At 32.9% G+C, this 13936-nt stretch carries 11 protein-coding genes; 8 read left to right on the top strand and 3 right to left on the bottom strand.

Going from position 1 to position 13936, the window contains the following annotated elements:
• From ACNQGO_RS06950 to ACNQGO_RS06960, 3 genes are all read right to left on the bottom strand, one after another.
• A partial coding sequence (locus tag ACNQGO_RS06950) for an ISAon1 family transposase N-terminal region protein (protein WP_470303445.1) occupies window positions 1–195 on the bottom strand: 195 nt, incomplete at its 3' end.
• A gap of 178 nt (window positions 196–373) precedes the next feature.
• Window positions 374–1537 carry an iron-containing alcohol dehydrogenase gene (locus ACNQGO_RS06955; protein ID WP_417984795.1) on the bottom strand — a complete coding sequence of 388 codons (1164 nt, stop codon included), beginning with the start codon at window positions 1535–1537 and terminating at the stop codon, window positions 374–376.
• 4 nt (window positions 1538–1541) lie between these two features.
• A complete protein-coding gene (locus ACNQGO_RS06960) occupies window positions 1542–2312 on the bottom strand; it encodes a type 1 glutamine amidotransferase domain-containing protein (protein WP_417945789.1) in 771 nt (256 codons plus the stop codon).
• Between the two features lie 86 nt (window positions 2313–2398).
• Between ACNQGO_RS06960 and ACNQGO_RS06965 the strand changes: the two genes are divergently transcribed.
• The 8 genes from ACNQGO_RS06965 (at window position 2399) to ACNQGO_RS07000 (ending at window position 13932) form a co-directional block, all read left to right on the top strand.
• Window positions 2399–3292, top strand: coding sequence for a LysR family transcriptional regulator (locus tag ACNQGO_RS06965; RefSeq protein WP_417984796.1), 894 nt, complete (start codon window positions 2399–2401; stop codon window positions 3290–3292).
• 102 nt (window positions 3293–3394) lie between these two features.
• Window positions 3395–4087 carry an NUDIX hydrolase gene (locus tag ACNQGO_RS06970; protein WP_417947816.1) on the top strand — a complete coding sequence of 231 codons (693 nt, stop codon included), beginning with the start codon at window positions 3395–3397 and terminating at the stop codon, window positions 4085–4087.
• 10 nt (window positions 4088–4097) lie between these two features.
• Window positions 4098–5300: a M48 family metalloprotease gene (locus ACNQGO_RS06975; RefSeq protein WP_417984797.1), complete on the top strand. Its 1203-nt coding sequence runs from the start codon at window positions 4098–4100 to the stop codon at window positions 5298–5300.
• Between the two features lies 1 nt (window position 5301).
• Complete coding sequence (locus ACNQGO_RS06980) at window positions 5302–10710, top strand: AAA domain-containing protein (RefSeq protein WP_417984798.1); 5409 nt, start codon at window positions 5302–5304, stop codon at window positions 10708–10710.
• A gap of 93 nt (window positions 10711–10803) precedes the next feature.
• On the top strand, window positions 10804–11637 hold the full coding sequence (gene prs, locus ACNQGO_RS06985) for a ribose-phosphate diphosphokinase (RefSeq protein ID WP_417945780.1): 834 nt from the start codon (window positions 10804–10806) through the stop codon (window positions 11635–11637).
• A 25-nt stretch (window positions 11638–11662) separates the two neighbouring features.
• On the top strand, window positions 11663–11998 hold the full coding sequence (locus ACNQGO_RS06990) for a hypothetical protein (RefSeq protein ID WP_417984799.1): 336 nt from the start codon (window positions 11663–11665) through the stop codon (window positions 11996–11998).
• A gap of 2 nt (window positions 11999–12000) precedes the next feature.
• Window positions 12001–12855, top strand: coding sequence for a hypothetical protein (locus tag ACNQGO_RS06995; RefSeq protein WP_417945784.1), 855 nt, complete (start codon window positions 12001–12003; stop codon window positions 12853–12855).
• A gap of 3 nt (window positions 12856–12858) precedes the next feature.
• Window positions 12859–13932 carry an adenylosuccinate synthetase gene (locus tag ACNQGO_RS07000; RefSeq protein WP_417984800.1) on the top strand — a complete coding sequence of 358 codons (1074 nt, stop codon included), beginning with the start codon at window positions 12859–12861 and terminating at the stop codon, window positions 13930–13932.
• The last annotated feature ends 4 nt before the right edge of the window (window positions 13933–13936 follow it).

A 13936-nucleotide genomic window follows, 5' to 3' on the forward strand; every position in this document is an offset into this window, starting at 1 on the left:
ATCTTGAACTGTTATCTCTTCAAAGAATCCTTTTGAGCTTAATTTATTCTGTCGGTACTCTTTGGGGACTGAATTAATTTCTTTTAAATATAAATGAAGTATCTCTTCTCCTTTTTCATACGAAGTCAATTTAAAATAATCCACAACAATTTCAGGTAATAATAATTTGATTAGCTCACTAGAAGAATCTTGCATTTGTATCTATTTTTAAAATACAAATATCGAAATTTAATATTTCCCCACAACTTTTAGACTTGATCCAAATTAATGCGAATTGAGTTAGTTAGTTATATTTTAGAATTTAAAAGGCGCTCCCACAAAATGAGAACGCCTTTTTATTTGACTTGAATTAACCCAGAAATAATTATGATGATTAATAGCTCATTTCCACAATTGCTTTTACTTTTTCTAAAGTGATATTTTGTTTTTCTCCCAATCCTAACCAGCCTCTTTCTTCGAAACGATTTACAATAAAATTAGCTGTTTTATCAAAATCTTTGGTATAATCAGATAATTTAGTGTCCATTCCCATGGTATGGAAAAACGCAACGGTTTTATTGATGGCTTCGTTTGCGATTTCGTCCTCAGTTCCAGTTAAATTGAAAATACGTTTTCCGTATTGTGCCAATTTTCCTTTTTTAGTTTCAAACATCACTCGGTATAAATTTGGACCCACAACTGCCAATGTTCTGGCATGATCTATTCCGTACAAGGCTGTCAATTCATGACCAATCATATGTGTAGCCCAATCTGAAGGAACTCCTTTTTGGATTAATCCATTCAGCGCCATCGTACAACTCCACATGAAATTAGAAGCTAGTGCATAATCTTTAGGATTTTCGACTACTTCAGGACCTACTTGGATTAAAGTTTGTAGAATTCCTTCGGCAATGCGATCTTGTAAAAAACCTTCATGCGGATAGGTTAAATATTGCTCTAAAACATGAGTATAAGCATCTACGACACCATTTTGCAATTGTCTTTTTGGTAAAGATTCAATTACTGTTGGATCACAAATGGAAAATTTTGGAAACAATGCGCTACCACCAAAAGCCAATTTTTCCTGCGTAGCTTCAATAGTTACTACAGCTCCAGAATTCATCTCGCTACCAGTTGCAGGTAAAGTTAATATTGTTCCAAAAGGAATTACTTTAGACAAATCTTTAATCAATAATCTCTTTTGAAGAATTTCCATTGGATTCCCTTCAAAATGTACGGCTGCTGAAATGAATTTCACGCCATCAATTACAGAACCTCCACCAACGGCAAGGATAAAATCTATGTTTTGTTCCTTGATAACGGCAACGGCTTTCATCAATGTCTCAAAATGCGGATTTGGTTCAATTCCCGAAAATTCTACGATTTCGTGTCCTTTTAAGTTATGTATTACTTGCTCGTGAATTCCATTTTTGAAAATGCTTCCACCGCCATACGCCAAAAGGATTTTTGCTCCTTGTGGTGCCAAAGTAGATAATTTTTCAATTTGTCCTTTTCCAAAAACTAAATTGGTAGGATTGTATAATTCGAAATTTAGCATCTTGTTATTTTTTTGAATTCAATTGGTTCAATAATTTTTCGGCTACTAATTTAGACGAAGCTGGGTTTTGACCTGTAATCAATAAACCATCTTCTACAGCGTAGGGCTGCCAATCTCCTATTTTTGAATATGAAGCACCGTTAGCTTTCAAGGCATCTTCTAATAAAAACGGAACAACATTTGTTAATCCCACCGCTTCTTCTTCTGTATTTGAAAATCCGGTTACTTTTTTACCTTTAACTAAAAATTCCCCATTTACTTTTACGTTTTTCAACACTGCTGGCGAATGACATACAAAAGCAACAGGTTTGTTATTCGTATAAAAAGCTTCAATTAAAGCACTTGAAGATGCATCAGTTGCTAAATCCCATAATGGACCATGACCTCCAGGATAAAAAACAGCATCATAATCAGCTTGTTTAACATCAGCTAGTTTGTGTGTTTTACTTAGTTTAGCTTGTAGTTCACTGTCTTTATCAAATCTTTTAGTGTCTTCAGTAGCCGAAGATGGATCTGAACTTTTAGGGTCAATTGGTGGCTGTCCTCCTAGTGGCGATGCAATATCAATGATCACTCCTTTATCTACTAACTCATAATAAGGAGCAGCAAATTCTTCAATCCAAAATCCTGTTTTTTCTCCTGTATTCCCAAGCTTATCGTGGCTTGTAAGAACAAATAATACTTTTTTCATAACTTTTTTATTTTGCTTCTGTGCAGTTGCTGAAATGCAACTTAATGTTAATACTATAATTGATAATAAGGCAATTTTTTTCATAACGTTATTCATAGATGCAAATTTAAGGCTATTATGCTATTAGTAAAAATAATTTAAGTTATGTTTGTGATAAAGAAATTTATATCATGACAAATCTAGAATGGTACCGAACTTTTAAATCCGTTTACAAAAACGGAAATTTTTCGTTGGCAGCTAAAGAATTATTTATTAGTCAACCCGCTGTTAGTCAACAAATATCAATGTTGGAAGCCCATGTAGGATATAAACTTTTCAATCGAAAGTCAAAAGGCGTTGAACCAACGGAATATGCTAAGTTACTCAATAATTTAATCATCGAGGCGCTTGACCGACTGGAAAATGTAGAGAATGGTTTTCGGGCCAAAGCCTTTAATGCCAACAGGTTAATTTCAATTGGAATCTCTAAACATTTGATGCAAAGTTTAGGGAGTGCATTGGTTTCAAAATTTGATTTTATCGATTTTAGCTTTCATGAAAACGACATGCTTTTTGAATTAGTTGATTCTAAAAAACTTGATTTTGCGGTTGTCACCAAACAATATGATACGTTTGACACGATTCAGAAAAAGGTTGGCGAAATCAAACAAGTAATTGTAGGTTCCAATACTATTGATGCTTCCGAGTTGAAATCTAGTATTAAAACAAAGGATTTCTCTGCTATCGAACATTGGTTGAACGACCAAAAATGGTTCAGTCATAATGCTCAAATTCCGCATATCAAATTATTTTGGTTGCATGTTTTTAATAAAAAAAGACCTTCGATGGTTCCCAATTATATTATTCCGTCTGAATATGAAATGATCGAAATTCTAAGTAAAAACAATGGAATAGCGGTTGTTTGGGATTGCAATGCCAAAAATTTAATCGAAGAAAATAAAATCCAATTGTTGTGGAACAGCAAACAGATGCCGAGTACCGAAGTTTTTTTATTATCCGGTAAAAACGATAATTTGAGTGCGGTTTTTGAGAATATTCAAATAGAGTTGAAAAAGGTTTTTTGATTTTTATTTAATTATTCAATTATCATAACTTAAGGAGCAAATTAATAAGATTAGAAGTATAAAACTATTTCTATATTTGTTTAAATATTACGCATTTAGAATATGAGTGAAAATCAAAATATAAAAGTTGCCGTTGACGCCATTGTTTTTGGTTATCAAAACAATCAGCTTTACGTATTATTAATACAGCAAAAATTTGGAACAAACGATTCTTATTGGGCACTTCCAGGTGGATTAGTACAAAATCATGAGTCCTTAGAAGATGCTGTGAAAAGAGAGTTGAAAGAAGAAACTAATATTAGCGTTAATTACTTTGAGCAGCTGTTTACTTTCGGTGACGATGTGTTTCGCGACCCCAGAAATCGTGTAATTTCAGTGGCATATTTTGCCTTAGTAGATTCCTCAAAACTTAAGGTCAAGGCCGATTCGGATGCTGAAAATGCACAATGGTTTAAAATTGATGAAGTGCCAGCTTTAGCTTTTGATCATACTGTCATTTTAAGGAAGGCTATGCAGCGATTAAAGGCAAAACTCACGTATGAGCCTATAGGATTTGATCTGTTACCAAAAGAGTTCTTATTCTCAGAGCTCGAAAATTTATACTGCACTATTTTGGAAAAAGAAATAGATCGTAGAAACTTTAGAAAAAAAATACTAAGCTTTGAAATTATTGAAGAAACAGATCATTTTTCTCCTTTAAAAAGCGGAAGACCTGCAAAACTATTCAAGTTTAACAAACAGAAATATAATGCTTTATTGAAGAAAGGTTTTCACTTCGAAATAAAGTTTACCTAGATAAATGATTATGATAAAGCCATTTCCATTTCATACGGATTTAAGAAACCATTTCAAGAAACAATTCAAAACATGGTCTTGGTTTTCCGAAGAAAAAGTAAAAGAAGACCAACAAGAAACCTATAAAACCGATTTGTTGAAAAATGCATACCGAATTGATTCAGAAACGGAACCAATTGTGTATCAAACTTTAGCGAGAGCAAAGGATAAATTGGGGATACTTATTCCGATTACGATTTATCAATCGCAAACAATTGAGGCTAATAATGCGGGTATTGTTTTTTTTGAAAAAGAAGCACATATTATTCTTTCTGGAACAATTTTAAAATTACTGAACGAGGAGGAGTTACTAGTTTTGTTCGCTCACGAATTGTCGCACATTTTGTTGTTTACTCTAGAGAATGGCGAATTCGAAATCACAAACAGAATCATTAATACTATTGCAAGTGATAACACAAGTGAATTATTTTATTACGAAACGGCAAGATTGTACCAACTTTACACTGAATTATTTTGTGATTTGGGAGCTTTAAAAGTAAGCGGGAGTTTGGAATCTACAATTAGTACTTTGATTAAATTAAATACAGGTTTAGAAAAAGTTTCGGCAGAAAGTTATCTAAAACAAGCCGATGAAATTCTAGAAAGAATTAGGGAAGGATCAGATGGTGAAACACATCCAGAAATTTTTATTCGCGCAAAATCGTTACAAATCTTTGAAAAGGATAAAGCCAATTATTATACGAGAACAGAAAAAATTATTTCTGGAAAAACCGATTTGCATCAATTAAACTTGTTTACTAAAACGGTTGTTTTTGAAATTACAAAAGAATTAATTTCAATTATCTTGAAACCAAAATGGACACAATCTGAATATAGTAGAACACTATACAAACAGTATTTTTCAAATAGTGACAAAATCAGCAATGCGTTCATTGATGATAGTTTTAAATTGAGAATTGAAAATAGCAGGGAAAATTTAAAAGACTATTATGCTTATGTCATGCTCGATTTTGCACTTTGCGATGGTGATTTAAAGGATGGTTTTATTGGGCATATTTTGGATATTTCGGAGCAATTAGCTTTGGAGGATAATTTGAAAACGATCTTGAAAAAAGAGCTGAACCTTACCGAAAAAACATATAAATCATTCTGTCAAAACTGCACCACTACATTAAATAGCATTTTAGAGGCAGACAAAGAAAATACGTATTAACATGATTACACCAATAAAGGAATCGGCTTTTTATCAATTCATTACCGAAAATTTTCAGAAAGGAAATTTTGCGAACGACGATATTATTGCCATAATACTGCCATTGTTAAAAACGGTTGCCGCCATTCATAATCAGGGAAAAGTTGCTTCGTTAAACGATATTGCTACTCTCTATGTTGAAGATGAGCATTTTAATATTGCTGATAAATCATTTGAAATAAATAATAATTCTTCTCCCATTGCAAAATTGTTTAAAAGCAAAAGCAGTGCATTTGAGATTACTGGTGAGCATTATAATACTGTAGAAATTGGCGAAAAGATCAGCAGAGAGTATGCAGATAAAAGTGTTGCTGATAATGATGTAGAAAATGTAAAAAAAGCAGCTTATGTAAAAGATTATAGCTGTTTTGAACTTGAATTTGAGCATCATGATCCGTTGACCGATATTTTTATTTTGGGGATGATTCTGGCAAGCATCACTTTGCAATTTGATTTTACCGATGTTGATGATGTCAAAAAATTTGTTGATTACAGAAGGAAAATGTACTTTTTAAATAGCAAAATAAATCCCGCAATTGCCAACATTATTTTGGGAATGACCGAATTGAACCGGGACAATCGCTGGAAGGATTTAAACGAAATTATCGAGAAACTAAAAAATTATAGGGATTATAACCCCGAAACTGAATACGATTTATCAAATTTGGTCGATGCTAAAGTGCAAAATAGAAATCAGTTTATTCATGAAAAACTCCGCAACAGGCTTTTTGACAATAGTAAACGAAATAGATTATTGTATTTCCAACCGAATTTGAAATTCCTCAATCTTACGGTTTCATCGGTTCCGCAAGCTTTGAATTATCAAAATATCAACCCCAATTCTATTTTCTACTGGAATCCCGAAATCTCAAAAAAAATCAGCACTACAAGCACGATTTCACTCAATAAGTATTTAGAAATTGGAGATAATCCGTACATCATCCCGACATTGGATAAAATTCGTTTAGAAGCGAATAAAGACATCAATGAATATGGTTTTAGTCAGTTAAAACTAGCTTTATGTAATCTGAATTGGTTTAATACCAAAGAAAATAACTCTGAAAAAATAATTTCCCCTTTGCTTTTGGTTTCGGTAACCCTAACCAAGAAAAAAGGCGTAAAAGATCAATATTCATTAGAATTTTTAGATTCGGAAGTGGAGATAAATCCGGTTTTGGCTAATATGCTAAAAGAGTTGTATGATGTCCGTTTACCGGAACGAATTCAGCTTTCGGAAACTAAAATAGAAGAAGTCTATGGATTATTGAAAGTGCAAGTAGAGAAAAATAATTCTGGTATTGCCCTAGATTATATTGATAAGCCTAAAATTAAACTGATTCATTCACAAGCTAAGCAGATTCTGACACAGTTTAATAAACGTTCCAAAAAGAAGCTGGCAATTCAGGATCAGCGCACTTTGAATTATTCTTACCAGTCCGAAAATTTTCAGCCGTATGGTTTAGAGTTGTTTAGAAATTATGTTTATACACAAGCATCATCTTTAGAATATTTGATTAACAGCGATATCAAAAGAAATGCTCAGTTTTTTAATGAAAATAAAACCATTGAAAGAGAATTTTATCAGCTCGATGAAGGAGAAACCAATCCTTTTCGTTGGGAATTTGATACGTGTAATTTGATTTTAGGTAATTTTAATTACAAAAAAATGTCACTGGTTCGAGATTATAATCAGGTAATCGAAAATCAAGTGGAGAGCGATGTTTTTAAAAGTCTGTTCAATTCGTTAGCGCAAAAAAATTTCAAGAACGAAGTAGAATCCAACAACAGTTTTACTAAAACTTTTAATGTTGTTGCAAGTGACCCTACACAAAATAATGCTGTAAAGTATTCAGAAACGGGCGAAAGCTACATTATTCAAGGACCGCCTGGGACTGGAAAATCTCAGACAATCGCCAATTTGATAGCTAATTATGTCGCTAATGATAAAAAGGTTTTGTTTGTTTGCGAGAAACGAGCCGCACTCGATGTAGTTTTTTACCGATTAATGAATCAGGGATTAGATGATTTATGCTGTTTAATTCACGATTCACAAGCCGATAAAAAAGAATTTATTTTTGATTTGAAAAAAACTTTTTACGCGTTTACAGCATCAAAAAACAATTTTCAAGCGATAGCCGAAAATCGCAATAAATTGGTTCAGAAAATTGATGACGAAATCAATAAAGTTGCGGTCTTTCATGATTTTATGAATGCTAGGATTGATCCTGAAAATCATCTTACGGTTAAATCGCTTTTTGATGTTTTGATTTCTAATCCTCATAAAGTAGTATTAGAGGATATGAATATTCTGGATGATAATGCCGGTTTGCTAGATTGGGAAAAAAACCAGCACGTGTTGGAAAAATTATATGCTATCAATCAGGAAACGAATCAATCTGAGTTTTTCTCAATACATCCTTTTCGTTTTTTAAAGATGGATGTGTTTCGCACCTATCAGCAAGTATCCGACCTAAAAAAGGATTTGGAAAACAGTCAGGTACTATTAGAAAACATTTCAGAACGATTGGATTTTGTGTCTATTCCAACAAACGTTGATACTTTTTTGGATATTTATACATATCTTCAAAAAGCAATGTCCAGTTTTATATATTTTGACAATAATGTGTCCGAATTATTGGAGCCAAACAGTACGCTTTTCAGATCGCTTGATAATGAAGTTGAAACTTTATTGAACTTAAGAAATGAAATGGAGAAGTTAGCCCAACAATATCCGTATTGGACAAAAACGCTATCTGAAACCGATGCCAAGACTGCTTTGGAAGTTATCACAAAAAATGAAAGCAGCTTTTTTAATTTTATAAATTCAGATTATAAAAAAACACGAAGTGAAATTCTTGCCGTTTATGACATCAATAAACATAATGTGAAGCCTCGTTTATCACTTATTTTAGAAAACTATAATGCTCAATTTGAGCTAGAAGGAAAATTTAATGCTTTAAAAAGTGATTTCGAAAGCAAGTATAATCTTGGGGATTTATTTGAATTAAAATACCATACCGAAACGCTAAAAAAAGAACTGGATTCTACCATTTTAGATTTTGTAAAAAACCTTAATGACACAGAAAGAAAAGAAGTTGCTGTAATTAATGATTTATTCGTAAAAGTAAATTCTTCTTTGTGCGACAGCATTGAAAATTATGAGAATTTAAATTTAATAGTTATTGAGAATCAAATTATAGCGATCAATGCAAAGAAAGCCTATTTTGACTTGTACGCTTCTTTTTTTGATGAAATACAAGATGTAAATCCATCTATAATTCAATTATTAAAAGCAAAAAACATCCCGCTCGATCATTTAAAAATTACTTTAGCAGAAAGATCATTAGAGAAATATTATGCGATTCATTATACGCATAAAAAATTCAATATGGATTTGTTGCATTCATCCATTGAAAAAGTAAAAAAAATGTATGCCGATTTATTAGAACTAAACGGAAAATATATCATTGCAAAACAGATCAGCAATTTAAAAGAATTGATTTTGACTTCTGAAATGTCAGTTTCTGGAATGACAGCAGCACAAAAAGAAAGCAAAAGAGCTATTACAGAAGGAAGAAAAATTCTGGAAAATGAATTTAGTAAAAGCATTCGATTTAAGTCCATACGGGATTTGGCCTCTTTGGATTCGGGTCCCATTATCAGAGAAATAAAACCAGTGTGGCTGATGAGTCCTTTGAGTGTTTCGGATGCCTTGCCAGTTGATGAAAACTATTTTGATGTTGTCATTTTTGATGAGGCCAGCCAAATTACACTCGAGGAAGGACTTGTGCCCATTTACAGAGCAAAACAAACGATAATTGTAGGTGATGAAATGCAAATGCCACCGAGTAATTTCTTTGGCAGTTCGTCAGGAAATCAAGATGATTTATGGGCAGATGCAACGGCTGAGGACAATGATTCTTTTTCATTAGATGCCGATAGTTTCTTGACGCAAGGTGCGCGTAAATTTCCTTCTGTTATGTTGGGCTGGCATTATCGAAGCAAGCATGAAGCGTTAATTGGTTTTTCGAATGCTTCGTTTTATGACAGCAAATTATTGACAATTCCTGATTTGAAAGATCATGGCAAGTTAGCTGAACCTATTATTGTTACTGATGTTTTCGAGGCCAAAGACAATTTGGAACATTTGATTGCTAAGCCAATTTCCTATCATTATATTGAAAATGGAGTATATAATGCGAGGTCAAATGTGAAAGAAGCACAGTATATTGCCAATATGGTTCAGGAACTTTTGGTGCAAAATAAGGAGCAAAGCATTGGAATTGTAGCATTTTCGATGGAACAGCAAAATGAAATAGAAACTGCAATCGAAGCGATTTGTATTGAGGATAAAGTATTTGAAAACTTGCTTGAAGAAGAATACAAACGCATGGAAAACAACCAATTTGTTGGACTTTTTGTAAAAAATCTAGAAAATGTTCAGGGTGATGAACGTGATATTATCATTATGAGTACATGCTATGGCTACAATCCAAACGGGAAAATGCTGATGAATTTTGGACCAATAAATAAACGGGGAGGAGAAAAACGATTGAATGTAATATTCTCTAGAGCTAAGAAAAGTATGTGTGTGGTGAGCTCCATTAAGTATTTTGATATTAAAAATGAATACAATGAGGGTGCCAATTATTTTAGAAAATACCTGCAGTATGCCGAATTGATTAGCTTGGGGCAATTGGAAGCTGCTAATAATGTTTTGAATTCGATAAATAGTAAAAATAGTATCCAAGAATCAAGTCAGATTGCTGAGCAGCTACAAGCTGAAATTGAAAAAATGGGATATGCTGTCACAAGAAATATTGGTCAAAGTAAGTTCAAGTGCCATTTAGGAATTAAAAAATCTACAGAAGATGAAGAATTTGTTTTAGGAATTATGATTGATGATGATCTTCATTATTCGAACAATGATATTCTGGAACAGTATCTTTTGAGACCTGAAATCTTGAAAGCTAATGGTTGGAATATCTGTCAAATTTATTCGAAGGATTGGATAGAAAACAAACCAAGAGTTTTGAAGATGATAGCGGCATCATTGAATAATGAACTGTTTTTTGAGGAAGTTGAAGTTGAAAATAGCTTTATTGAAATTGAAAACGAATCCACTGAAGATGAAGCAAATCATCCAGATTCAAATGAAAGCACTGATTTTGAAAAATACATTAACATATCCAATGGGAGTAAAAAGTTCTGGGAAATAGGTACTGATGGCAAAAATGTAATTGTTCAATATGGCAGAATTGGAACTAAAGGACAACGTATGGTAAAAGCCTTTGAAAGTGAGGATGATGCAGTAAAAGAAAAGCGAAAATTGATTGCTCAAAAGCTGGCAAAGGAATACTTTAAAGAATAAATACAGATATTTGTGTAAATTTTACGCAAATAAAATTGTTTATTTAAAAATACTATTTATATTTGCGTATAATTAACGCAAAATTTAAAAACTATGATACTAAATTTAGACCAAAACTTTAAACCATTTGCTCCAGAGCAAGAAATCAATTTTCAAAATTTTACATTTTCAGGAGGAGAGCCACATATAAAAATCAATCCTGATTTTGATACTACTCAAAAAGTAACCATTACACATCGCTTAAATTCTTTCAATGATTTTGGATTATTGTGTGTTGCAGTTGATGCTTTGCGCAGAATGGATGTAAAAAATATGGAGCTTTTTATTCCCTACTTTCCCGCTGCAAGACAGGATAGAGTTATGATAAAAGGAGAGCCATTATCTGTTAAAGTGTATGCCGATATTATTAATGCAATGCAATTCGATAAAGTATTTGTATTTGATGCGCATTCAGAAGTTACTCTGGCATTGGTCAATAATTGCGAAGTGATTTCTAATCATACTTTTATTGAAGCGGTAGTTAAAGCAATTGGGAACGATGTCAGATTAATCTCTCCAGACGGAGGCGCTTTAAAGAAAATTTTTAAAGTTTCAGAATTTATAGGCGGAGTTGAAGTAGTAGAATGCAGTAAAAGCCGCGATGTTAAAACAGGAAGATTATCTGGTTTTAAAGTCTATAATGACGATTTACAAGGAATGGATTGTCTGATTGTAGATGATATTTGTGACGGAGGTGGAACTTTTGTAGGTCTTGCCGAAGTGCTGAAAAATAAGAACGCCGGTAAGTTATTTTTGGCGGTAAGCCACGGAATTTTTAATAAAGGATTTGAAGTTTTAGATTGTTTCGAGAAAATATTTACCACCAACTCATTTAAAGATTTTGAAGGAGAGCGTGTTGAAGTGATAGGATTAAATCAATTAATATAACTATTAACAAACTAAATAAGAAATTATGAGTGACAATTTAAAACCAAGATTCATTGAATCTTTAAAAAGAAACAATGATCAAATTAGAGAAGACAGAGCCAATATTATTGGTGCAGATTCCGAATTAATTTATAGAAGACGAGTGGAAGATATTGAGCTAAAAATAAAAAGACTAGAGAGAGAACAAGAAGGTCTTATTGACGTAAGTCCATTAGACAAAAACAGTCTGACATTTGCCGATTTTCAACCAGAGGCATTCGTGCAAAAAGACATGGAATTAGCATTAATAATTAGGAATTTAAATATCCACTTAGAGATTACAAGAATGAGATTCGAATATTTATTTGGTAAAATATTTTAGTTATGGGAGGTACAAGATACGATAATGATGCTCGTAGCAGCAGAGCATTAAAAGCAGGTTATGCATCAAAATCTGCTGGTGAAATTTTTGAGCAAAACGCCAAAAGAATGGCGCATGAATCTATGAATCCCACTGGAATTACTTTTAGAGAAGCAAGAGATTCTGCTATTCATCCTAATTCTGTTCCAATTATTCTAGGGTTGGATGTTACAGGGAGTATGGGACATATTCCATTTGAATTAATCAAAGAAGGTCTTCCAAAATTAATGGGAGGAATTATTGAGGGTGGAGTTTCTGATCCTGCTCTTTTATTCTTAGGAATTGGAGATCATGAATGTGATGGTTATCCGTTGCAAGTTGGACAATTTGAATCTGGTGATGAAGAATTGGACATGTGGTTAACTAGAACGTACATTGAAGGTGGTGGTGGTGGAAATGGTGGTGAAAGTTATCTTTTGGCGTGGTATTTTGCCGCTTTTCACACTAAAACAGATGCCTTCGAGAAACGTAATCAAAAAGGATTGCTGTTTACCGTTGGTGATGAACCTAATTTAGAAGTATTGCCTGCAATCGCAATTAAGGAAATTATGGGTGCTGGACAACTGACTTATACAGCTAAAGAACTTTTGGAAGAGGCTAAAAAAAAGTATGACGTATACCATATCAGCGTGTTGCATTCTGATCAGGCAAAAAGAGCTAATAGTGGTTGGAAAGAATCATTAGGTCAAAATTGTTTGTCAATTGAAGATCATAAAGAAATTCCAAATGTAATTAAGGATGTTATCTGCAAAAAATATAAAGTTGGCTCATCAGGATCTGTAGATTTAGGAGGATTGGATTTTCTAGAAATGCTATAAATAATGAAAAAAGCACAAATAGTTATAGGTTTGGGTTTTGGTGATGAGGGAAAAGGAATCACAACTGATTTTTTAGCTCATCAAAACCCAGAATCTATAGTAATTCGATTTTCTGGAGGACAACAAGCGGCACATACAGTAATGATCGATGACAAAAAACATATTCATTCGAGTTTTGCCAGCGGAGCACTTCGAGGTTTGCCTTCTTATTTTAGTGAGCATTGTACCCTTCATCCGACTTTTTTATTTAATGAAAGGGAAGAATTAAAAGGAAACAAAGGAAATACAGAACTGCACATTCATCCATTAGCAAAAGTGACAACCCCTTTTGATGTTTTTCAAAATAGAAAAAATACCAAAAATTTAGAGCATGGAACTTGTGGAAAAGGAGTGGGAGCTACAATGAAACGCAACGAAAGTCCGTATAAATTATTTGCCATTGATTTGATTGCACCAAGGCAAATGCTGATTGAAAAATTAAAAGGGATTGCCTATTACTATGGATTTTTTGATGGAAGTCAAATTGAAAAAGAGTTAGAGTTTTTTTTAGAAGCAATAGATGTTATCGATTGGAAAATAAGCGATTACAGTTATCTAGAATCCTTTGATAATCTTATTTTTGAAGGCAGTCAAGGTGTTTTATTGGACATGGATCATGGTGTTTTTCCTAACGTCACTTATGCGAATACTACATCAAAAAATGCGTTCGAAATATGTAAACTATTAAAGATTGAAGATATAGAAATGTATTATGTGACCCGAAATTATTCGACTCGACATGGAAGTGGTTGGATGAGCAAAGAAAGTCATATTACATTAAAAAATAACGAAGAAGAAACGTGCATTTATAATGACTATCAAAAAGAACTTCGGTTTGGTGATTTGGATTATGATTTACTGAATTATGCCATTCAAGTAGATGCAGCTTATACTTCTTCAACCAAAAAAAATTTGGTCGTTACTTGTTTGGATCAAAACGAAGAGACATTTAAGACAGAAAAAATTATAATAGAACTGGATAAAATTTACGGTTCTTATTCGCCATTTTCAAAGGATTTCAAACAGCTAATATTATAAAATT

Origin of the sequence: Flavobacterium frigidum (genome assembly GCF_048286735.1) — a bacterium.
Lineage (GTDB): Bacteria > Bacteroidota > Bacteroidia > Flavobacteriales > Flavobacteriaceae > Flavobacterium.

Coding starts and splice junctions, on each gene's coding strand:
- ACNQGO_RS06990 (WP_417984799.1), top strand. CDS start 11,663: ATGAGTGACAATTTAAAACCAAGATTCATTGAATCTTTAAAAAGAAAC.
- ACNQGO_RS06980 (WP_417984798.1), top strand. CDS start 5,302: ATGATTACACCAATAAAGGAATCGGCTTTTTATCAATTCATTACCGAA.
- ACNQGO_RS06960 (WP_417945789.1), bottom strand. CDS start 2,312: ATGAAAAAAATTGCCTTATTATCAATTATAGTATTAACATTAAGTTGC.
- ACNQGO_RS06970 (WP_417947816.1), top strand. CDS start 3,395: ATGAGTGAAAATCAAAATATAAAAGTTGCCGTTGACGCCATTGTTTTT.
- ACNQGO_RS06995 (WP_417945784.1), top strand. CDS start 12,001: ATGGGAGGTACAAGATACGATAATGATGCTCGTAGCAGCAGAGCATTA.
- ACNQGO_RS06975 (WP_417984797.1), top strand. CDS start 4,098: ATGATAAAGCCATTTCCATTTCATACGGATTTAAGAAACCATTTCAAG.
- ACNQGO_RS06965 (WP_417984796.1), top strand. CDS start 2,399: ATGACAAATCTAGAATGGTACCGAACTTTTAAATCCGTTTACAAAAAC.
- ACNQGO_RS07000 (WP_417984800.1), top strand. CDS start 12,859: ATGAAAAAAGCACAAATAGTTATAGGTTTGGGTTTTGGTGATGAGGGA.
- prs (WP_417945780.1), top strand. CDS start 10,804: ATGATACTAAATTTAGACCAAAACTTTAAACCATTTGCTCCAGAGCAA.
- ACNQGO_RS06955 (WP_417984795.1), bottom strand. CDS start 1,537: ATGCTAAATTTCGAATTATACAATCCTACCAATTTAGTTTTTGGAAAA.